The following is a 21062-nucleotide window of genomic DNA, read 5'->3' on the forward strand; positions in this document are numbered from 1 at the left end:
CGAGCGAAGTCGAGACACCTTGCGCTTGGTGTCTCGACTTCGCTCGACACGAACGGTCAGGGTAAAGGATCAGCCTAAGCAGCTGCCCCCAGATAGCCCAGTTGCCCGGCCTTGAAGACGGCCTGGCTGCGGTTCACCGCGTTCAGCTTCTCGCCCGCGCGCTGGATGTGGTAGCGCACCGTGGCGTGGCTCAGCGCGAGGATCAGGCTGATTTCCTTGTCGGTCTTGCCGATCGCGGCCCAGCGCAGGCATTCGACTTCGCGCTTGGACAGGCGGCAGTCGCTCGGGATCCACTGCTGCGTGCGCATCGTGCTGACGTAGCTGGCGACGAAGCGGCGGGTCAGCGCGCCGAGGAAATCGCCATGCTCGGCAAACACGTCCGACAGGTCATCGAGCGTCTTGTCGACCGGCACGAAGCTCGTCGCGGCGATCTGCCCGAACGAGAGGTGCGAGGGGATCACGATCATCGCCCGCGCCTTGCTGAACTTGTGGAACTCCGAGAAGTTGAGGTCCTCAAGGTAGTTGTTGCGGCTGACGGTGAAGGCGCCGTGGGCGTTGCACCAGAAGGGCTCGCTCTCATATCGCGTGGCGCGCGGGAACGGCGAGGACAGCGCCAGGGTGCCATTCTCCCACCAGCGCTCGCCGTCGGCGGTCCAGCCGAAGATGTCCGCGTTGATGATCTTCCCGTCGGCATCGAGCATCTGCTCCTTCGACGAAATGTCGGGGCAGACGGCAATGCGCAGATCAAGCTGCAAGGCCACATCGCGGATCGCGATTGCGGCGGGCCGCACGTCTTCAACGGCCCGAATCGTCACCTGCTCGAAGGTGGAGTTCGCCCAGTCCATGCTGCATCCTCTCGCCGGTGCCGGTTCGTCCGGCATCCACTGCGATTCGCATGCTAACCTACTGCGTGCCGTAGCGGAAGCCCCATCCGAAACGGTTCGGATATGGGGCTTCCGGGCAACAGGTCAGAGCCCGAGGACCTGTTTGGCGATGATGGTCTTCTGCACTTCGTCCGAACCGCCGAAGATCGTGTAGGCGCGGCCGTTGAGATAGGCAGGCATCGCAAGCTGCGCCGCACGGCTGCCGACGAACTCAGGCGCCTCGTTGCCATAGAGCGGGCGCGTCACCGGCAGCTGCAAGCCATCGTAGCCGAACAGATCCACCGCCAGCTCGTCGATCTGCTGACGCAGGTTGGAGCTTGTCAGCTTGACCAGCGAGGTCTGCGGCCCGGCCGGGCGGCCCTTGGCGAGTTCGGCGAGAATGCGCAGCTCGGTCACTTCGAACGCCTGCGCTTCCAGACGGAGGCGGGCGAGCCGCTGCGAGATGTTGGGATCATGGATCATGCTGCCGTTGGTGCCCGAGGCTTCTTCGCGCGCCCAGCGTTCGATCCGGTCGAGCTTGGCGAGCAGCGCGGGCGCCGCGCAGGAGCCGCCGCGCTCGTTCTCCAGCAGGAACTTGGCGATCGTCCAGCCCTGCCCTTCCTCGCCGATCAGGTTGTCGGCAGGGGTTTCGGCATTGTCAAAGAAGGTTGCGTTGACTTCGTGGTCGTTCGCCATCGTGACGATGGGCGAGACGCTGACGCCAGGCTGCTCCATCGGGATCAGCAGGAAGCTGATGCCGCGCTGCTTCTGCACGCTGGGATCGGTGCGCACGAGCGCGAAGATCCAGTTGGCGTGGTGCGCGTGGGTCGTCCAGATCTTGGAGCCATTGACGATGTACTTGTCGCCCACCCGCTCGGCGCGGGTCTTCACCGCGGCAAGGTCGGACCCTGCGCCCGGCTCGGAATAACCCTGGCACCAGTAATCCTCGCCCGAAATGATGCGCGGCAGGAAACGTGCCTTCTGCTCGGGCGTGCCGAAGTGGCAGATGACGGGGCCGACAAGGCGCAGACCGAGGATCGGCAGCGAAGGCGCGCCGGCAATCGCGCATTCCTTCTCGAAGATGTACTTCTGCGTCGGCGTCCAGCCGGGGCCGCCGTCTTCGACCGGCCACGACGTCGCCAGCCAGCCCTTCTCGGCGAGGATCGCCTGCCATTCGCGGGTAATGTCGGGCTCGGTAAACACGCTCGGCGTATTCGCCGCACCCTCGCGCAGACGGGCGTTGAGCTTGTCGTCGAGGAACGCATGCACTTCCTTCTGGAAGGCGAGGTCCTCGGGGGAGAAATCCATATCCATAGCCGACGTCCTTAGGCAATCTCACTCATGGCCCAGCGAATGCCGCGGCGCAGCGTTTCATAATAAACCGGATAGTTCCAGCCGCAGCGTTCGGGATGTGTCCAGAAGGGCAGCAATTCAATAACATCGAAGTGGCTGCGGCAGTGGCCGAGCGTGTTGTAGAGCACCCCGCCCTTGCCGTGATCGCGCAGGTACAGCACCGGCACGACGACATTGTCGTAGTTCGCCTCGATGAACCCCGTCGCCTCGCCATCGAAGCGCGTCTGCATCAGCACCTTGATCGGCGCCTTCTGCTTCATGATATAAAGCTCGTCGATCACGTCGAAATCTTCGAGGCCCTGCGTCAGCGGGTGAGTCTTGTCGGCCACCTCGACACGGAACGGCCCGATCGGAGGATGCGCCTTGAACTGGGTGCCGAGCACTTCCATCACATCGTCGCGCTCTTCCGGACAATCGACCCCGCCTTCGACGAACTTGAGGATCGAATTGGTGCCGTGGAGCGCCAGCCAGCGCCCGCCGCGGTCAAGGAATTCCTTGATCTTCAGCAGCTCTTCGGGCGTCGGCAGCACGGTGCAGGTGTAAGTCACCAGGAACTGGCACTGGTCCAGCCGGTCGGTGTTGGAGAAATCCATCGCGACCGTGGTGCGGATCTCGGGGTGCTCGGCCAGCAGCTTGAGCACTTCGAGCCGGGCAAAGTCGATATCGTGGTATTTGCCTGCGGCCACGAAGTGGGCGTCGATCCGCTTGGTCATTCCATAAACTCCACAGTCCCGCCGCCCTCAGGCCGCGCGGGCATAATCCAGAATATCGCTGGCGGGATCGCCGAACAGCTTGGACAGCAGCACGATCCGCTTGAGGCCGTGGCCCACGCCCAGTTCGTCGCTCATGCCCATGCCGCCGTGCAGCTGTACCGCCTGATGCGCGACCCAGATCGCATTTTCCGCCACATGCGCCTTGATTGCCGCCATCGGCGCCCCCGGCTGAAGCAGCGCGCGCAGCACCGCCGATTGTACGCTTTCGACGCGGGCATAAGCATCGACCATGCGGTGCTGGAGCACCTGGAACCGCCCGATCGGCTGGCCGAACTGCTCGCGCGTCTTGATGTATTCCAGCGTGTCGGCAAACAGCCGCTGGGCAAGACCGACCATCTCGGCCGCCGCCATAAGCCGCGCCTCGTCGATCACCGCGTGGAGATCGGCGGCAAGCGGGCCTTCCGCCGCCGCATTGTGGAAGGTGACGATGGCCGCCACGCCGCCATCGGCCACCGGATAAGGCCGCACTTCGACTTCCGGCGCCTTGGCATCGACGACATGGAGCGCGGTCTTGCCGTCCTCTTCCGCCGTCACCACGAACAAGTCCGCCGCGCCGCCGCCGAGCACGAATTGCTTGGTGCCCGAAAGCTTGCCGCCTTTCGCCTTGACGCCGCTCGCTTCCAGCACGAACCGGCGGCCCGGCTCGGCAAAGGCGAACGCGGCGATCTTCTCCCCCGAAATCACGCTCTCAAGGTGTGCCGACCCCGCCAGCAGCCGTGCCGGGAGGAACCCGCATTCGAGCCACGGCTCCACCGCCTGCGCATGTCCCAGCGCCTGCGCAACAACAGCCAGATCGCCGTGCGAGCCGCCCATGCCGCCGTCTTCTTCGCCCGCAGCGAGTCCGATCAGCCCCAGCTCCGCCAGTTCCTGCCAGCGCGCCCGGTCGATGCCGCCCGGCAGGGCACGCGCCGCGCGGCGGGCCGCCACGTCCTGCCCCTGGCAGAAGCGCTCGACCGCCGCCTTGAACAGCTCCTGGTTCTCGTCGAGATCGAAGTTCACGCCGCAGCCTTCTTGAAGGTGATGGGGACAGAGATGAACCCGCGCAGCAGCAGGTTGGGCGAGACGCGCAGCTCCGCCCCGTCCTTGATGCGGATATCATCGAGCCGGCGCAGCAGTTCCGTGAAGGCCACGGTCATTTCCTTGCGGCTCAGCATGTTACCCACGCACATGTGGATGCCCTTGCCGAAGGCGAGGTGCGTGCGGGCATTGGTGCGCTCGACATCGAACTTGTCCGGGTCGGGATACTTAGCCGGATCGCGGTTTGCCGCGGCATAGCGCAGCATGACCATTTCGCCCTGCTTGTAGGAGCGCCCGCCGAGCTCGGTATCCTTGGTCACCAGCCGCCACATGCCGGCGGTCGGCGTGTCGAGCCGCAGGACTTCCTCGATCATGTTGCCCACCAGCGCAGGATTGGCGCGGACCTTGGCCTGCTGATCGGGGTTCTGTGCGAGGTGGACGATGCCGCCTGCCAACGCATGGGTGGTCGTCTCGTTGCCCGCCACCATCAGCTGCTGCGCAATCGAGAGGATTTCCGCGTCATTGAGCGGGGTTTCACCATCGAGCCGCGCATTGACGACATCGGACAGCAGATCGTCGGTCGGTTGCTCGCGCCGCGCGTCGATCTTCACCTTCAGCTTGCGCTGGAAGTCGACGATCTCGTGCGCGCACTCGATCTCGCGCTCGCGCGGGATCATGTGGCCGAGTCGGTCGGCAAAGGCATCGGACCAGCGCTTCACGTCGGCACGCTCGGCTTCGGAAAAGCCCAGCTGCTCGCAGATCACCTGCACCGGCAGGCCGACGCTGAACTCCGTCACGAAGTCGCATTCACCCTTGTCGATGAAGCCGTCGATCAGCTTGGTCACCTTGTCGCGGATGCCTGCTTCCAGCGCGTTCACGCGGGGCATCGAGAAGGCGAGGTTGACCAGCTTGCGGAAGCGGGTGTGGACCGGCGGATCGGCGGTCAGCAGCGTGTTCATCTGCGGCCAGCCTTCGGCGAGGATCGCGCTCACTTCCGGGTCCTCGGCCAGCGCGCCCGAAAGCACCCCGCTGAAGTCGTTCGAGAAGTCTTCCGGGCGGCCGGCCGCTTCCGAGCACATCTCGTAGCTCATCACGATCTTCATGCCCGTCTCGGGCAGCTCGATCACCGGCGCATTGGCGTGGGCCCACTGGTACAGCGGAAACGGGTTCTGCATCACCTCGGGATCGAGCAGGCTCTTGGTCATCTCATTCATGGCGATCCCCGAAATTTGCCCCAGTCTGTTCGACTTGGATGTGGCACCGTCAAATACCCACTGCCACGCGCGAAAATGCTAGGTGGACTTGCCTTGCAGGGCATGTGTTCACGAGTGGACCATGACCCCGCCGTCGACCATGATGCCTTGGCCCGTGATGAAGCGCGCATCATCGGTCGCGAGGAACACCATCACGTCCGCCACGTCCTCCGGCTGGCCGACACGGCCGAGCGCGGAGCGGCCCGCGTAGTAGTCCTTGGCCCCCGGTACGTCCTCAAACAGGCTGCGCGTCATGCCCGTCGCGATGGCGCCCGGCTGAACGCAGTTCACGGTAATCCCTTGCGGCCCCAGCTCCATCGCCAGCGCGCGCGTCAGGCCCAGCACCGCGTGCTTCGAGGTCGTGTAGGCCACCAGCCCGGCATCGCCGAAGCTCGACATGATCGAGCCGACATTGACCACGCGCCCGCGCCCGGAGGCGGCAAGCTGCGGCACCAGCGCGCGAGTCAGCTTCATCACCGCCGTCACGTTGATGCCAAGCGCGGAATTCCATGCCTCCTCGGTCATTTCCGCAAAGGGACCATTGGGACAGACACCGGCATTGTTGATCAGGATATCGCAGCCGCCGAGCAGGCTCTCCGCCGCCCCGGCAATCGCGGCGACGGCATCGGTATCGCTGACATCGGTCACCAAGGTGTGCGTCCCGACGATGCCCTCGCCCACCCGGTCCACGCCGAGCACCAGCGCCCCTTCCGCCATGAGCCGCGCCGCTGCTGCCGCGCCCATGCCCGAAGCCGCGCCGGTAACCACCGCTCGCCGCCCGGTCAGATCCTTGCCGCGAGCAATCGTCATCAGGCAAACTCCCGCTGGAATTCGGCCATGTCGAAATAGTCGCGCCACTTGGCGACCTTGCCGTCTTCGTTGATCTCGAACGTCCCCGAGACGCGGATCGCCCGCCAGCGCCCGCCGACAAGGAACTTGTCGGTCCGCTCGGTGAGCACGACATTGCCATTGGCCGCAATGTGATGCGTGATCCACTCCGTGCCCTCGATGGGCGGGAACTGCGCCATAAGCGCCTGCACGCCGGCAAGGCCGACGGCGGGCTCCATCGGGATGTTATGCCAGACGATGTCCTCGGCCATCATGGCAAAGGCGGCGGGGGCGTCGCCCCGGTTCCATGCAGCGATGAAGGCTTCGACCACTTCCTGCGGGCTCATGCGGCTCTCCTGCTAGCGCGAGGTCCATTCCAGCGCATTGGCGATGATCTGGCGGACGACCGGGTTGGCATACGTGTGCGGGCCATCGCCGAACTGGCAGTAGATGACTTGCGCTGCATGCACCTGTTTGATCCACGCCACCAGGTTGCTGCCCGGCGGATGCGGCCAGTCCGAATTGTCAAACATGCGGCCCGCGACAGCATGGGCGGCGGAGTAGAAGTTCTCGGCCACATAGTCATGCCGCGCCCGGATCAGCGGCCTGACGTCGTCCTCGAAAACTTCGCAAAGATAAAGCTCGTCGTTCACTTCAAACGTGCGCGGGATATCGTCCAGCACCGGATGATCGGAGACGAGTTCCGCGGTGTAATCCACGTCATGCCGATAGCCGGAATCGAGCTTCGCCTCCCCGCGCACCATTCCGGGCTGGTAGAGGAAGCGCCCGCCGACCCATTCGCTCCACTGCGGCCATTCGGCCCAGCCCGCGATGGCGTGGTGCATCATCACGGCCCCATGACCGCTCAGGAAGCGCGATTCCAGGGCCGCCTTGAACGCGTCCGAGGGCGCCGCCGTCTTCACAGTCCCATCGGCGAAAGTGTAGCCGGGCATATCGTAGAACAGCACGGCATCGGCGCTCTTCGCTGCCCCTGCCGCCACGCGCTCCTCGGCCTCCGGATGGACATAGTGGACCACCTGCCAGTCCCCGGGCAGCAGCCCCGCCACCGCATCGAGGAACTCGGCGAACGGCCCTTCCTCGTAGGGATGGCCGCCGGAGAGGACGAGAAGCGTCTGCGCCATCGCCTCAGCTCAGCTTCAGGATCATCTTGCCGTCGTTCGAGCCGCTGAACAGCCGCAGGAACGCCGGCAGGGCATTGTCGATGCCGTCGTCGACATGCTCGTCGAACACCAGCTTGCCTTGCGTGATCCAGCCCGCCATCGCGGCAATGCCCTCGCCGAAGCGCGGCACGTAGTCTGCCACGAGCAGGCCGGTCATCGAGGCGCGCTTGACGATCAGCTGCCAGATATTGCGCGCGCCCGTCTTCTCGCCCGCGTTGTTGTATTCGCTGATCAGCCCGCACACGCCGATGCGCGCATACATCGCGAGGTTGTTGAGCCCCGCATCGAGGATGTCCCCGCCGACGTTCTCGAAGATCACGTTGACGCCCTGCGGCGCGGCTTCTGCGATCTCCGCCGAAAGCTGGTCGACGCTCTTGCCGCGATAGTCGATGGCGACATCGAAGCCGTAGCGTTCGACGAGACGCTTGCACTTCTCAGGCCCGCCCGCGATGCCGATCACCTTGCTGGCGCCCTTGATTTTCGCAATCTGGCCGACGAGCGAGCCCACCGCTCCGGCAGCGCCCGTGACCAGCACGACATCGCCGGGCTGCGGGCGGCAGACCTCAAGATAGCCGAAATAGGCCGTCATCCCGACCGCGCCGAGCACCGAGAGGAAGTTCGTCGGCGAAGGGACAATAGTGGGATCGATCGGCGCGCTGAAACCGCCCGCCTGCGAGACCGAGTATTCCTCGATTGCATTGAGGCCCGAAACCCACTGGCCGACCGGGAAGCCGTCCGCCTTGCTCGCCACCACTTCGCCCACGGTCGAAGCGCGCACCGGCGTGCCCAGCGGGATCGGCGGCATGTAGCTCGGCGCATCATCCATCCAGCCGCGCATGGCGGGATCGAGCGAGGCGTAGCGATTGCGGATCAGGAACTGTCCCTCCGCCAGCTCGGGCAGGGGTTCGGAAACGAGGCTGAAATCCTCGGCCACCGGCGCGCCATTGGGGCGGCGGACGAGAAGGAAACGGCGGTTCTCGGTCACTTGCAACGCTCCTTGATAAAATAGGGACAGTCCCCTTTTTATGCGGCACTATCCATCGGCGGAGTCACCTCTTCGGTCATAAAAAGGGGACTGTCCCTATTTTATCGGGCACCGCCTTGCCCAGTTGATCAGCAACGCGCGAACCTAACCCGCGCCCGCGCCAAGACGACTCTCATTTTTGCCCATTCGAGCGGGGGTCACTCCCCATTTTGGCCACTCCCCATTTTAGGAGGTGAATGCGCCCCCTATCCCACCCACATTGCGGCGCAGGCCGTCATCCAGCGCGGCGGCGCGTTCAGGACATTTTGGGGGACTCCAGAGCCATGGCAGAACCGTTCTTCGATCACCCCTATCTCAGCGGCCACCACGCGCCGATCCGCTTCGAAGCCGATGCGCCCGACCTCATCGTCGAGGGCAAGCTGCCCGACGACCTCGCCGGCATCTTCTATCGCAACGGCCCGGACCCGCTCTACCCGCCACGCGAGGGCGACTACCACTGGTTCGACGGCGACGGCATGGTCTTCGCCTTCGAGTTTGCGGACGGCCGCGTCTCGATGCGCAACCGCTGGGTGAAGACGGAAAAGTTCGAGCTGGAGAAGGCAGCCGGGCGCCGCCTGTTTGGCATTTTCGGCAATCCGATGACGAGCGACCCCAGTGTGCAGGGCAAGCGTTACAACACGGGCAATACGAACATCATCCTCCATGGCGGGCAGCTGCTCGCCCTTATGGAAGGCGCGCCGCCGGTGGCACTCGATCCCCGCAAGCTCGATACCTTGCATGAGGAGACTTATGGCGGACTCGTCACCTCCAGCTTCTCGGCGCATCCCAAGATCGACTACGCTACGCGCGAGATGATCAACACCGGCGCGGCAATCCACGGTTTCATGGGCCCGGCGGAAATGCGCTACGACGTGGTCGCAGCGGACGGGACAATCCGCAAGACCGAGATCATCCCCATGCCGCACTTCAGCCTGATGCACACTTTTCTGCTGACGGAAAACTGGGCGATCTTCCCGTTCATTCCCATCGACACCGACCTCAAGCGCTTCGCCGCTGGTGGTCCGATGACGGCATGGGTCAACGATCGCCCGACCAAGTTCGCCGTCATGCCGCGCGAGGGGACAGCGGACCAGATCAAGTGGTTCGAGTTCGAACCGCGCCACATGTTCCACGAACTCAACGTGTGGGAAGAGGACGGCAAGATCCTCGCCGACGTCGCCGCCGCCAACGGCACCGCGCTGTTCCCCGACGAGACCGGCGCGCGCCGCACGCACCTCGATACGCAGCAGAGCCTGCGCCGCTGGACCATCGACCCCACCGGGAACACCGGCTGGATCAAGGAAGACGTGCTCAACGGGCGCGACATCCAGTTCCCCCGCCCCGACGACCGCCTGATGACGCGCAAGAGCCGCCACAGCTTCGCCAACATCAACCTCAAATCGCGCGACGGCCGCGTCGAGGGCATGGACGCGGTGCTGCGCTACGATACCCAGACCGGCGAGGAGGATATCTGGCACTTCGGCGCGGGCGCAGCGGCAGGTGAGCTCGTGTTCGCCCCGCGCCTCGGCAGCACCGACGAGGCGGACGGCTACGCGATGACGCTGGTCCACCCGGCGAACAGCGGCACCAGTGAACTTGCCATCTTCGCGGCCAAGGACATCGCCGCTGGCCCCATCGCCCGCGTGATGATCCCCTTCCGCGTCCCCAGCGGCTTCCATTGCAACTTCTACGCCGAGGACAACCCGCTCTACCGGCAGACCCTGGCGAATTGACGAAAGCCCCCCATGACCACGATCCCCGCGCACCTCGCGCAGTATGCCGCCGACGGCAGCTGGACCAACATGACCATCGGCGATTACGCACGCCGCTGGGCCGAAACCGATCCCGACAAGATCGTCTATCTGGGCGATCCCGCCGCCCCGACTTACGCCAGCCTGCTGGCGGACGGCGAAGCGCTGGCCCGCGCGCTGCGTGATCTCGGCCTCAAGACCGGCGACGTTATCGGCTTCCAGGTGCCCAACTGGGTCGAAGCCTCGGTGATCAACCTTGCCGCCAATCTCGGCGGCTTCGTGATCGCGCCGATCGTGCCGATCTACCGCGATGCCGAGGTGATCCAGATGCTCGGCGATTGCGGGGCTAAGGCCTATTTCGTGGCGGAAAGCTTCCGGGGCTACGACTTTGCGGGGATGATGGACAGGGTGCGCCCGCACCTGCCGGAGCTGAAGCATGTCATCTACGTGCGGCCGACGGAGCGCACGCCCGACTATGCGGCACTTGTGGCGCATGGCCGGGGCCTCAATACCCCGCTCGAGAAGGTCGACCCGAACGCGCTGAAGCTCGTGCTCTATACCTCGGGCACCACGGGCCGGGCCAAGGCCGTGCTCCATTCGCACAACACGCTCGACCGCGTCGCCCAGTTCGGCCGCAAGTACAGCGGCATTCCGAACGACGTGACGCTGATGCCTTCGCCGGTCACGCATATCAGCGGCTTTTCGGGCGGCCTCGAAAAGCCTTTTGCATCCGGCTCGCAGGTCGTCCTCATGGAAGTGTGGAAGGCGAGGGATGCGGTCGAGCTGATCGACCGCTACGGCGTCACCTCGACGGTTGCCGCCACGCCGTTTCTGCAGGAACTGTGCGACGCGGCAGAGGCTGCCGGTTCCTCGCTTCCCACCTTCCGCCGCTTTGCCTGCGGCGGTGCGGCAATCCCGTCGGAGCTGGTCTACACCGCCAACAAGCGCCTCGCCCACGCCTGCGCCTACCGCGTCTATGGCAGCTCCGAAGTGCCGCTGGCGACACCCGGCGTCCTGCCCGAAGAGAGCCTTGAACTCGCCGCCGAGACCGACGGACGGCCGCTCGATTACCAGTTGCGCCTCGTCGATGACGACGGCAACGAAGTGCCGCACGGCGTGGACGGCGAAATCCTCGTGCGCGGACCCGCCATGTTCCTGGGCTATGCGGACGAAGCGCAGACCCGCGAAGCGCTGACCGCAGACGGCTTCTTCAAGACCGGCGACATCGGCCGCATCACGCACTCCGGCTCGCTTGTCATCACCGGGCGCAAGAAGGACCTCATCATCCGCGGCGGCGAGAACATCAGCGCCAAGGAAATCGAGGACGTGCTGCACCTCCACCCGGCGATCAAGGAAGCTGCCGTCGTCTCGATGCCGCACGCGCGCCTCGGCGAAGGTATCTGCGCCTATCTGATCCCCGAAGGCGCAGACCAGCCGGACCTTCAGGCGCTGTCTGCCTTCGTCAGCGAGTCGGGCCTCGCCAAGCAGAAGTGCCCCGAACGCATCGAATGGGTCGACACCTTCCCGCGCACCGCATCGGGCAAGATCCGCAAGGATGTGCTGCGCACGATGATCAAGGAAAAGATCGCGGCGGAGCAGGCGGGGTAAGGGCCGCCCCGCTCCTCCATTTCGTCATTGCGGGAGTGGCGAAGCAATCCAGAGCGTATGTGCTCGACCGCTCTGGATTGCTTCGTCGCTGCGCTCCTCGCAATGACGAATGTTGAAAGTGTGGCTCAGTTCCCCGCCGCCTGCATCGCCGCCATCGCCGCGCCGACCGCCGCCTGGATCTCGTGCGGACGCGGATTGCGGCGCAGGGTGAGGCCGCCGTTGATCTGCAGGTTCTGGCCGGACATGAAGCAATCGTCGCTCACCACCCACAGCGCGGCCTTGGCGATGTCCTCCGAAGTGCCGACCCGGCCCAGCGGATATTCCTTCACGAAAGCATCGGCGAGCCCCGGCACCGCGAACGACTGCTCGGTCATCGGGCTATACGTGAAGCCCGGCGAAAGCACGTTGGCGCGGATGCCCTGCGGCCCGTACTGGTTGGCGACGCAGCGGATCAGCGCCTCCGAACCCGCCTTGGTCGCGATATAGGCCGCGTGGTCGTCGATCACGCATTGCGTGGTGGCCGAAGATATCTGGATCAGCGACCCCCCGTGCGGCATGGCGCGGACGAAGGCGCTGAGGAAGTAGTGCACGCCCTTGAGCTGCAGCGCGATGATCTGGTCGAGTTCTTCCTCGGTGATCTCGTGCAGCCCCTTGAGCAGGCCCCAGCCGGTCGCGTTGATCGCGATATCGACCTTGCCGTGGCGTTCGAGCACGGTAGTCGCGAGCGCCTCGACATCGGCCTTCTTCGATAGATCGCACAGCGCCCAATCACCCGCGATGGCGCCGGCGATGGCCTTGAGCGGCTCGGCCTTGCGCCCCGCGACAACGACCTTTGCGCCCGCATCGGCCAGCGTGCGGGCGATATGCTGGCCCATGTTGTTCTCGCCCGCCGCGCCGATGACGACGGCAACCTTGCCCAAGAGATTGGTCATGACCTGTCAGTCCTGTGCCGTGAGGAACTTCGCGGTGGCAACGCCGTCCGGCCCGTAGACCGGCTCCGACAAGTCGCAGCGATACTTGCGGGTATTGGCGCCGAGGATGGTGAAGCCCGCCAGATGCGCGCCCATCTTGAAATAGGATTCGGCCAGCAGATGCTCGGCGAGGTCCTCGGCGGTCTCCCACTCCTCGAACACGTGGATGCGGCCCGGATTGTGCGGATCGAGGCTCCACGCGTAGTGGCGGCAGCCCTTTTCGGCGAGCGCCATCTCGATCAGCGGCAGCGCGTCCTTGAGCACCTCGTCGCGGACTTCCGGCGCGAAATCGATTTCCCCTGCGACAACGACGATCATCACGAATACCCCTTCAGGACTGAAAAGCTGCGGCTCTGGTAGAGCCAGGTGCCGCCGCGCTTGACGTAAGTGTCCTCGTAGCGGCCAATGCTGCGGCGCAGGTTGCCTTCGAGGTCCTCGAGCGTCTCGTTGGTGTAGACGCGGCCCGTTGCGATATCGCCGTCGATCTGGATCGCGGCGGTCTGTTGGAAGAACCCGACGAAGGCGAAGGTGCCCATCGCGCCCTGCCACAGGCCGACGATGGAGTCCTTGCCGTTGACAGTAGTGCCAGCCAGATCCCAGACGGCATCGTCCGCCCAGAGCGCGCCCCAGTCCCCGGCGTCGCGCCGGAACACGGCGTCGGCGTAATTGTCGTGCAGCGCGCGGATCGCGAGCTGGTCCTCGATGGGTCCGGTGATAGCCATGGTCTCTCCCGATTTTTGAGGAAGCCTAAGGCGATTCCGGAGGCTCAGAAACTATCATTTCCGCGCGCTGTCAGGCCCCTCGTTTTGGCTATTCTGCGTCCGCAAAGGCCCGGATCTGCCGGGCGCAAATCATGGATGGAGCGTGCGATGGATCTGGGTCTCAAGGGCAAGAAAGTCATCATGAACGGCGGGGCCCGCGGCATCGGCCTCGAGATCCTCAAGATCCTCACCAGCGAAGGCGCCGATGTCGCGTTCTTCTCGCGCGATCAGGCCAAGATCGATGCCGCGCTGGCCGAACTCGCTGGCAATGAAGGCAAGGCCCACGGCGAGGCCTTCGACATGACCGGCAACCTCGACGGCTACGTCGCCTGGCTGAACGGCGCGGTGGAAAAGCTCGGCGGCTGCGACATCTTCATCAATATGGCGAGCGTTTCGGGCGCGGGCGCCACGCAGGATTGGCAGAAGTGCCTCGACGTCGACATCATGGCCGCGGTCAAGGGCATCGAGACGCTGACCCCCGCGCTCGAAGCCTCGGGCGCAGGCTCGATCATCGTGATGTCGTCGACCGCAGCGGTCGAGACCTTCATCATGCCGCAGGCCTACAACGCGATCAAAGCCGCGCTGATCACCTATGCCTCGCAGCTCAGCCAGGCGCTCGCGCCCAAGGGCATCCGCGTCAACACCGTCTCGCCCGGCCCGATCGAGTTCAAGGGCGGCAGCTGGGACATGATCCAGGGCGCAATGCCGGACTTCTACAAGAGCATCCAGGCGCAGATGCCGATGGGCCGCCTCGGCGCGCCGGACGAAGTGGCGCGCTCGGTCGTGTTCCTCGCCAGCCCCGCGTCCTGCTACACCACCGGCGTCAATCTGATCATCGACGGCGGCTTCACCAAGCGCGTGCAGTTCTGAAGCCCGGGATTCAGATATGACGAAAACCCCGCGCGAACTCGCCGAGACCATGCTCGGCTGCATCGACAAGGGCGACTGGGCCGGCGTCATGGCGATCACCTCGCCCGATTACGTCGTCCACGAGCCGCCGGAGCTACCCTTCGGCGGCGACTGGAAGGGGCAGGACGCGCTGATCCGCCTGTTCCCGCACGTGTGGAGCTACTGGGACGATGTCGTGGTCGACCGGCTCGGCATCCTCACGGACGAGAACTACTTCTGCCTGCAGCTGCGCATGACGATGACTTCGAAGCTCACCGGCAACCGCATCAGCACCTCGCTGGCCGAGACGACCCGCTGCGTCGATGGACTGATGGTGGAATACACGATCCACTACCACGATTGTGCGCTCGTCGCCCGCGAAGCCGGCCCGCCGCGCCCCGGTGCGGTGAAGCTGGAGGGGTGAGGCTACCGCCCCTCGCCCCCTCGTTCCGCCCTATCGTCATTGCGAGGAGCGAAGCGACGAAGCAATCCAGAGCGGCTGCGCTCATGCGCTCTGGATTGCTTCGCTCCGCTCGCAATGACGAAGTTGTTGTTACGCAGAATGGATAAGCTGAAATGGACCGTCTGAAAGGCAAAGTCGCCATCATCACCGGCGCGGCCAAGGGCCTCGGCGCCGCCGATGCGCGGTTGTTCGTGGCCGAAGGTGCCCGCGTCATCCTCACCGATGTCGATGATGCCGCAGGCAGCGCCCTCGCCGCCGAACTCGGCGCCAGTGCCGAATACCAGCACCTCGACGTCACCAGCGAAGCCGCATGGGAAGCGCTCGTTGCCGATGTCGTGGCGCGCCATGGCCGGCTCGACATCCTCGTCAACAACGCCGGCGTCGTCGAATTCGGCGATCCCGAAACGCTGACCGAGGCCAACTACCGCAAGATCATGGCGGTCAGCATCGACGGTGTCGTCTTCGGCACCAAGCACGCGATCCCCGCCATGGCCGCGAACGGCGGCGGCTCGATCGTCAACATGGCCTCCATCGCCGCGATCCAGGGCGAGCCGACTTTCGCCGCCTACAGCGCGGCCAAGGGCGCGATCGATGCCTATACCCGCGCCACCGCCGCCTATTCGATCAAGAACGGGCGCGGCGTGCGCGCGAATTCGGTGCTCCCCGCCGGGATCGACACGCCGATGGTGCGCAGCCTTGGCGGCAAGCTGGCCGATCTGGGCGATGCGGCGCCGGTGCACGACAACGCCACCGCGATGAACCGCCTCGGCGAGCCGGTCGATGTCGCCAATCTCGTCCTGTTCCTCGCCTCCGACGAGAGCCGCTTCATCAACGGGCAGAGCCACGTGATCGACGACGGTGCCTCGATCATCGCCGGGACGACGGTGCCCCGCACCGACAGGTAACCAGGGGCAGGTGACGGCGCGGAAATCCGCGCATGCCTATCACTTTTATGGCTTCTCAACCCATGCGCTGGGTGGCCATGTCATTCGCATGTTCCGCGCGGGGCGCCGACCGCCTGCGCTGGCCAGCTACCGGGAGATTGAAGGTGCAGCTCAGCCGCGACCAATTGCTCAAGGCCTATCGCCAGATGAAGGTGATCCGCGAGTTCGAGGAACGCCTCCATATCGATATCCAGACCGGCGAGATCGCCGGCTTCACCCATCTCTACTGCGGGCAGGAAGCCGTCGCGGTCGGCGTGTGCGAGCACCTCTCGGATGACGACAAGATCGTCTCCACCCACCGCGGCCACGGCCACTGCCTCGCCAAGGGCTGCGACGTGAACGGCATGATGGCCGAGATCTGGGGCAGCCGCGACGGCCTGTGCAAGGGCAAGGGCGGCTCGATGCACATCGCCGATGTCGACAAGGGCATGCTCGGCGCCAACGGCATCGTCGGCGCGGGCGCGCCCATCGCGGTGGGCGCGGGGATCGCCGCCAAGATCGACGGCAAGGGCCACGTCGCCATCACTTTCTCGGGCGACGGCGCGTGCAACCAGGGCACCACGTTCGAGGCGATGAACATGGCGGTCGTCACCAAGGCGGCCTGCATCTTCGTCTTTGAGAACAACCACTATTCCGAACACACCGGCTTCGAATATGCGGTCGGCACGCAGAAGGACATCGCCAGCCGCGCAGAGGCCTTCGGCATGAAGGTGTGGCGCGGCGACGGCACCGATTTCTTCTCGGTCTATGAAACGATGCGCGAAGTGCTCGATTACGTGCGCGTCCCCGGCAATGGCCCGGCGGCAGTCGAGTTCGATACCGAGCGTTTCTTCGGCCACTTCGAAGGCGATCCGCAGCGCTATCGCGGTCCGGGCGAGCTCGAGCGCATCCGCGAGACGCGCGATTGCATCAAGAAGTTTCGCGCCAGCGTGACGGGGGCAGGCCTGCTCACCGATGCCGACATCGATGCGGTCGATGCCGACGTGATGGAGGCAATTGAAACCGCTGTCGCCAAAGCCAAGGCCGCCCCGCGGCCGACCCCCGAAGACGTCCTCGAAGACGTTTACATCTCGTACTGACCCCCGAGGAGCGCGACCAATGGCAAGAATGATGTATCGCGAGGCGGTCCTCACCACGATCGCCGAGGAAATGGAGCGCGACCCGAACGTCGTCGTGCTGGGCGAGGACGTGGTGGGCGGCAATGGCACCGCTGGCGGCCCCGAAGCGATCGGCGGTATCTGGTCGACCTCGACCGGCCTCTACGGCAAGTTCGGCGGTGACCGCGTGATCGACACCCCGATCTCGGAGAGCGCCATTGTCGGCGCGGCAGCCGGTCTCGCTCTCTCGGGCAAGCGCCCGGTGGCCGAGCTGATGTTCGCCGACTTCATCGGCGTCTCGCTCGACCAGATCTGGAACCAGATCGCCAAGTTCCGCTACATGTTCGGCGGCAAGACCAAGTGCCCTGCGGTGATCCGCATGGCCTGGGGCGCTGGCTACAACGCCGCTGCGCAGCACAGCCAGGCCGCGCACCAGATCCTGACCGGCATGCCCGGCCTCAAGGTCGTGATGCCGAGCACTCCGGCTGACGTTAAGGGCCTGCTGCGCACCGCGATCCGCGACGACGATCCGGTGATCTTCCTCGAGCACAAGGCGCTTTACGGCGTGAAGGGCGAAGTGCCCGACGACAAGGACTTCATGATCCCGTTCGGCCACGCACGCCTCAGCCGCGCGGGCAACGATGTTACCATCGTCTCCACAGGCCTGCTGCTCGGGTTCTGCGAGGCGGTGGCCGACAAGCTCGCCGCCGAAGGGATCGGCTGCGATGTGATCGACCTGCGCACCACCAGCCCGCTCGACGAGGAAGCGATCCTCGATTCGGTCGAAGTGACGGGCCGCCTTGTCGTGGTCGACGAAGCCCCGCCGCGCTGCAGCCTGGCGAACGACATCTGCGCGCTGGTCGCCGAAAAGGCCTTCGCCAGCCTCAAGGCGCCGCCGCTCGGCGTCAATCCGCCGCACACGCCCGTCCCGTTCGCGCGCGAGCTGGAAACCGCGTACCTGCCCTCGATCCCCAAGATCGAAGCGGCGGTGCGCAAGGTCCTCTCCTACCGCTAAGGAAGCCGTCATGGCCGATATCCGCCCGTTCTGCATGCCCAAGTGGGGCATCGAAATGACCGAGGGCACGGTTGCCGAATGGATGGTCAAGGAAGGCGAGGCCTTCTCGCGCGGTCAGGTGATCTGCCTGATCGAGACCGACAAGATCACCAACGAAGTCGAAGCCGAGTTCGACGCCGTGCTGAAGCGCGTGCTCGTCCCCGCCAGCGACCAGCCCCAGCCGGTCGGCGCGCTGCTTGGCGTGTTCACCGATGCCACCGCGACCGAGGCCGAAGTCGATGCCTTCGTGGCGTCGTTCAAGCCGGCTGAAACCGCCGTCGCCGCCAAGGCCGGTGCCGAAGCTGCGTCCGCCGCTGCCGCGCCTGCGCCCGCTTCCGCCGCTGCGCCGGAGCCCAAGAAGATCGTCACCAACCGCCCGATCAGCCCGGAAGCCTTGAAGCTCGCCGAAGCCAATGGCGTCGATATCGAGCCGATCCAGGGTTCGGGCCGCGGCGGCCGCATCACCTATCAGGACGTGGTGCAAGCCATGCGCCCCGAGCACGCGCTGAACCCGGTCGGCCCTGCCGAACTCCCGGCTGAGAACCGCGCGGTCTTCGCCTCGCCGCTCGCCGCGCGCCTTGCCGCGCAGTATGGCATCGACCTTTCGACCCTCAAGGGCACCGGTCCCCGCGGCCGCATCTCGAAGGCCGACGTGCTGGGCGCTGTGAAGCCTGCCGTGCCCGAAGCTGCCCCCGCGCCCGCGTTCGGCGCGCCGTTCGTGGCCGTGGCCAACACGCCGACGATCCAGCCGTTCGACAAGGTGCGCAAGGTCGTCGCCCGCCGCCTCACCGAGGCGAAGCAGACGATCCCGCACTTCTACCTGCGCGTCTCGGCGCGGGTCGATGAACTTGTCGCACTGCGCAAGACGGCGAACGTCGTGATGGGCACGAAGGCCTCGATCAACGACTACCTCGTCAAGGCCGTCGCCATGGCGCTGGTCCGGCATCCGGATGTCAACGTGCAAGTCGCCGCCGATGCGGTGCATAGCTTCCCCCATGCCGATGTCGCCATCGCGGTCGCGAGCCCCAAGGGCCTTGTCACACCGATCGTGCGGCAGGCCGACCGGATGCATATCGCGCAAATCGCCGCGACCACCCGCGCGCTGATCGACAAGGCGCAGGCCGGCCGCCTCAGCTTCGAGGACATGGACGGCGGCACTTTCAGCGTCTCCAATCTCGGCATGTTCGGGATCGAGGAGTTCGACGCGATCATCAATCCGCCGCAGGGTGCGATCCTTGCGGTTGGCGGCATCAACCGCGTCGCGACCGAAACGGCGGATGGAGACATCGCGTTCGAAAGCCAGATCAGGCTTTCGCTCTCGGTCGACCACCGCGCGATTGACGGTGCGGCGGGCGCGGCCTTCCTGCAGACGCTCAAGGCCCTGATCGAAGCGCCGGAATCGCTGTTCAGCTGATGCGCCACCTGCCCATCCGGCAGGTCGCGTACTTCTGCGCCGATGTGCGCGCGGCCGCCCGCGCGCACCACGCGGCCTATGGCTCCGGCCCGTTCTTCGTGGCGGACAACATCCCGGTGGCGCGCTGCGTCCATCGCGGCGTCGAGCGGCTCCACGATCACTCCTCGGCCTACGGGCAATGGGGCGAGGTGATGGTGGAGTTCGTCCAGCAGAACAATCCCGGCCCCTCGCCCTTTCACGACATGTACCCGGAAGGATCGAGTCGCTTTGGCCTGCACCATGTCGCGGTGTTCGTCGATGATGTGGATGCCGCCCTCGCCGAGTTCGACGCCCAGGGCTCCCCCACCGCCATGCGCGCCGAAATGGCCGACGGCTTCGTCTATGCCTTCGCCGATACCAGCGCCGCGCTGGGCCACATGACCGAGCTTTACAGGCCCCGCCCCAGCCTGCTCGGCTTCTACGCGATGGTCGCCGATGCCGCCAAGGAAGGCGCCCCACCGCGCGATCTCATCACCACCATCCGCCTGCGCTGATGGACCAGGTCCACACAGCCCCCAACACCAAACCCGTCACCCTGAACTTGTTTCAGGGTCCATCCCTCGGTTTGCCCAGAGGCTTCCGGTTTTGCCCCCTACCCCGCAGCGCAGTTCGCTCCAGCAACAGCTGTGTTTGCGGCACGATGGACCCTGAAACAAGTTCAGGGTGACGGTATGTGTTGACGTATTGCTGAGTTGCAAAGGCCCCTCCCCATGAACAAGAACCGCTTCTGGCAGCTCGATGCCCACCCCAAGGGCGACGACTTCGCCAGTGCCCTCTCCTTCCGCGAAGAAGCGCTCCAGCCGCTTGCCGAGGGGCAGGTCCGCATCGCCGCCCAGTGGCTCTCGATGGACGCGGGCACGCGCATGTGGATGGGCCCGCGCACCGATGGCTACCAGCCGCCGCTGCCGCTCGGCGTCAAGATGTCCGGCCTCGTCATCGGCCGCGTGGTCGAAACCCGCGATCCTGCCTTCCCCGCAGGCACCCTCGTGCGCGGGTTCGGGCAGTGGGCGGACTACTCCGTCGTCACCCCGGCCGAGGCCGGCCTGATGGCACTCGACGAAAGCCTGCCGGACCTGCGCGAACACTTCGGCGCGCTCGGCATGAACGGCTGGACCGCGCTCCTCGGCGTGCGCGACACCGCGCGCATCCAGCCCGGCCAGTGGATCGCCGTTTCCGCCGCCGCGGGAGCCACCGGCAGCCTTGCCGTGCAAGTCGCCCGCAATCTCGGCGCGCATGTCGTCGGCATCGCGGGCGGCCCCGCCAAGTGCGCCTACCTCACCGAGGAACTCGGCGCGGACATCGCCATCGACTACAAGGCGGACGATATCGCCGCCCGCCTCGCGGCCGAAGTGCCCGGCGGACTCAACGCCTATTTCGACAATGTCGGCGGCCCGATCCTGGATGCGATCCTGCCCAACATGGCCCTCTTCGGCTGCGTCGCGGTCTGCGGACTCGTTGCCGCCTACGATGCGGACAAGCCGCTCCCCGGCCCCGCGCGCTATGATCAGGTGCTGATGAAGCGCCTGCGCATCGAAGGTTTCTTCGTCCCCGACCACTTCCACCGCGCCGAGGAATTCATCCCCCCGCTGCGCCAGTGGCATGATGAAGGCCGCCTCGTCTCCCGCTTCGATGAAACGCCGGGCCTCGAAAACACGCTCGCCGCCTATGCAAAGATGCTGGGCGGCGGCGCGATCGGCAAAGTGCTGGTGAAAGTGGCTTAGCGCAGACCAGGCTCGCCAGGACTCGTCGGCCCGGACTTGATCCGGGCCTTGGCTTTTCT

General features: G+C 65.5%; 22 protein-coding genes. 10 read left to right on the plus strand and 12 right to left on the minus strand.

Annotated elements, in window-relative coordinates:
- Window positions 1-74 precede the first annotated feature (74 nt).
- The 9 genes from IP83_RS14255 to IP83_RS14295 form a co-directional block, all read right to left on the minus strand.
- Window positions 75-845, minus strand: a complete 771-nt coding sequence (locus IP83_RS14255) for a helix-turn-helix transcriptional regulator (RefSeq protein ID WP_054122897.1) — start codon at window positions 843-845, stop codon at window positions 75-77.
- A gap of 123 nt (window positions 846-968) precedes the next feature.
- Window positions 969-2177, minus strand: coding sequence for an acyl-CoA dehydrogenase family protein (locus IP83_RS14260; protein WP_054122898.1), 1209 nt, complete (start codon window positions 2175-2177; stop codon window positions 969-971).
- An 11-nt stretch (window positions 2178-2188) separates the two neighbouring features.
- Window positions 2189-2929 (minus strand): ThuA domain-containing protein, encoded by a 741-nt coding sequence (locus tag IP83_RS14265; RefSeq protein ID WP_054122899.1) that lies wholly within the window; start codon window positions 2927-2929, stop codon window positions 2189-2191.
- A gap of 27 nt (window positions 2930-2956) precedes the next feature.
- A complete protein-coding gene (locus IP83_RS14270; RefSeq protein ID WP_054122900.1) occupies window positions 2957-3988 on the minus strand; it encodes an acyl-CoA dehydrogenase family protein in 1032 nt (343 codons plus the stop codon).
- Window positions 3985-5220, minus strand: coding sequence for a cytochrome P450 (locus IP83_RS14275; RefSeq protein WP_054122901.1), 1236 nt, complete (start codon window positions 5218-5220; stop codon window positions 3985-3987). The genes IP83_RS14270 and IP83_RS14275 overlap by 4 nt, the downstream gene beginning before the upstream one ends.
- A gap of 108 nt (window positions 5221-5328) precedes the next feature.
- On the minus strand, window positions 5329-6069 hold the full coding sequence (locus IP83_RS14280; RefSeq protein ID WP_054122902.1) for an SDR family NAD(P)-dependent oxidoreductase: 741 nt from the start codon (window positions 6067-6069) through the stop codon (window positions 5329-5331).
- Window positions 6069-6434: a limonene-1,2-epoxide hydrolase family protein gene (locus tag IP83_RS14285; protein WP_054122903.1), complete on the minus strand. Its 366-nt coding sequence runs from the start codon at window positions 6432-6434 to the stop codon at window positions 6069-6071. Before IP83_RS14285 ends, IP83_RS14280 begins: the two co-directional genes overlap by 1 nt.
- 12 nt (window positions 6435-6446) lie before the next feature.
- Window positions 6447-7229: a ThuA domain-containing protein gene (locus IP83_RS14290; RefSeq protein ID WP_054122904.1), complete on the minus strand. Its 783-nt coding sequence runs from the start codon at window positions 7227-7229 to the stop codon at window positions 6447-6449.
- A gap of 4 nt (window positions 7230-7233) precedes the next feature.
- A complete protein-coding gene (locus IP83_RS14295; protein WP_054122905.1) occupies window positions 7234-8253 on the minus strand; it encodes an NADP-dependent oxidoreductase in 1020 nt (339 codons plus the stop codon).
- A gap of 323 nt (window positions 8254-8576) precedes the next feature.
- Here IP83_RS14295 and IP83_RS14300 point away from each other — a divergent pair, with 323 nt between their 5' ends.
- Entirely contained in the window at window positions 8577-10025 is a 1449-nt protein-coding gene (locus IP83_RS14300; RefSeq protein WP_054122906.1) for a carotenoid oxygenase family protein, read from the plus strand.
- A gap of 12 nt (window positions 10026-10037) precedes the next feature.
- Entirely contained in the window at window positions 10038-11651 is a 1614-nt protein-coding gene (locus IP83_RS14305) for an AMP-binding protein (protein ID WP_054122907.1), read from the plus strand.
- Window positions 11652-11776: 125 nt separating this feature from the next.
- On the opposite strand, the gene IP83_RS14310 is transcribed toward IP83_RS14305, so the two are convergent.
- Genes IP83_RS14310 through IP83_RS14320 form a run of 3 tightly spaced genes read right to left on the minus strand, consistent with a single transcriptional unit; the run spans window position 11777 to window position 13344 of the window.
- Complete coding sequence (locus IP83_RS14310) at window positions 11777-12583, minus strand: SDR family NAD(P)-dependent oxidoreductase (RefSeq protein ID WP_054122908.1); 807 nt, start codon at window positions 12581-12583, stop codon at window positions 11777-11779.
- Between the two features lie 6 nt (window positions 12584-12589).
- Window positions 12590-12940, minus strand: a complete 351-nt coding sequence (locus tag IP83_RS14315) for a putative quinol monooxygenase (RefSeq protein WP_054122909.1) — start codon at window positions 12938-12940, stop codon at window positions 12590-12592.
- Window positions 12940-13344 (minus strand): nuclear transport factor 2 family protein, encoded by a 405-nt coding sequence (locus IP83_RS14320; protein WP_054122910.1) that lies wholly within the window; start codon window positions 13342-13344, stop codon window positions 12940-12942. The genes IP83_RS14315 and IP83_RS14320 overlap by 1 nt, the downstream gene beginning before the upstream one ends.
- A 147-nt stretch (window positions 13345-13491) precedes the next feature.
- Here IP83_RS14320 and IP83_RS14325 point away from each other — a divergent pair, with 147 nt between their 5' ends.
- From IP83_RS14325 to IP83_RS14360, 8 genes are all read left to right on the plus strand, one after another.
- Complete coding sequence (locus IP83_RS14325) at window positions 13492-14253, plus strand: SDR family NAD(P)-dependent oxidoreductase (RefSeq protein ID WP_054122911.1); 762 nt, start codon at window positions 13492-13494, stop codon at window positions 14251-14253.
- A 16-nt stretch (window positions 14254-14269) separates the two neighbouring features.
- On the plus strand, window positions 14270-14695 hold the full coding sequence (locus IP83_RS14330) for a nuclear transport factor 2 family protein (RefSeq protein WP_054122912.1): 426 nt from the start codon (window positions 14270-14272) through the stop codon (window positions 14693-14695).
- A gap of 152 nt (window positions 14696-14847) precedes the next feature.
- Window positions 14848-15639, plus strand: coding sequence for an SDR family oxidoreductase (locus tag IP83_RS14335; RefSeq protein ID WP_054122913.1), 792 nt, complete (start codon window positions 14848-14850; stop codon window positions 15637-15639).
- Window positions 15640-15782: 143 nt separating this feature from the next.
- Window positions 15783-16757: a thiamine pyrophosphate-dependent dehydrogenase E1 component subunit alpha gene (locus IP83_RS14340; RefSeq protein WP_054123011.1), complete on the plus strand. Its 975-nt coding sequence runs from the start codon at window positions 15783-15785 to the stop codon at window positions 16755-16757.
- A 19-nt stretch (window positions 16758-16776) separates the two neighbouring features.
- Entirely contained in the window at window positions 16777-17790 is a 1014-nt protein-coding gene (locus IP83_RS14345; protein WP_054122914.1) for an alpha-ketoacid dehydrogenase subunit beta, read from the plus strand.
- Window positions 17791-17800: 10 nt separating this feature from the next.
- Window positions 17801-19243 (plus strand): 2-oxo acid dehydrogenase subunit E2, encoded by a 1443-nt coding sequence (locus IP83_RS14350; protein ID WP_054122915.1) that lies wholly within the window; start codon window positions 17801-17803, stop codon window positions 19241-19243.
- Entirely contained in the window at window positions 19243-19776 is a 534-nt protein-coding gene (locus IP83_RS14355) for a VOC family protein (RefSeq protein ID WP_054122916.1), read from the plus strand. Before IP83_RS14350 ends, IP83_RS14355 begins: the two co-directional genes overlap by 1 nt.
- Window positions 19777-19992: 216 nt before the next feature.
- Complete coding sequence (locus IP83_RS14360) at window positions 19993-21003, plus strand: NADP-dependent oxidoreductase (RefSeq protein WP_054122917.1); 1011 nt, start codon at window positions 19993-19995, stop codon at window positions 21001-21003.
- The last annotated feature ends 59 nt before the right edge of the window (window positions 21004-21062 follow it).

This window comes from Novosphingobium sp. AAP93 (assembly GCF_001296055.1).
Lineage (GTDB): Bacteria > Pseudomonadota > Alphaproteobacteria > Sphingomonadales > Sphingomonadaceae > Novosphingobium.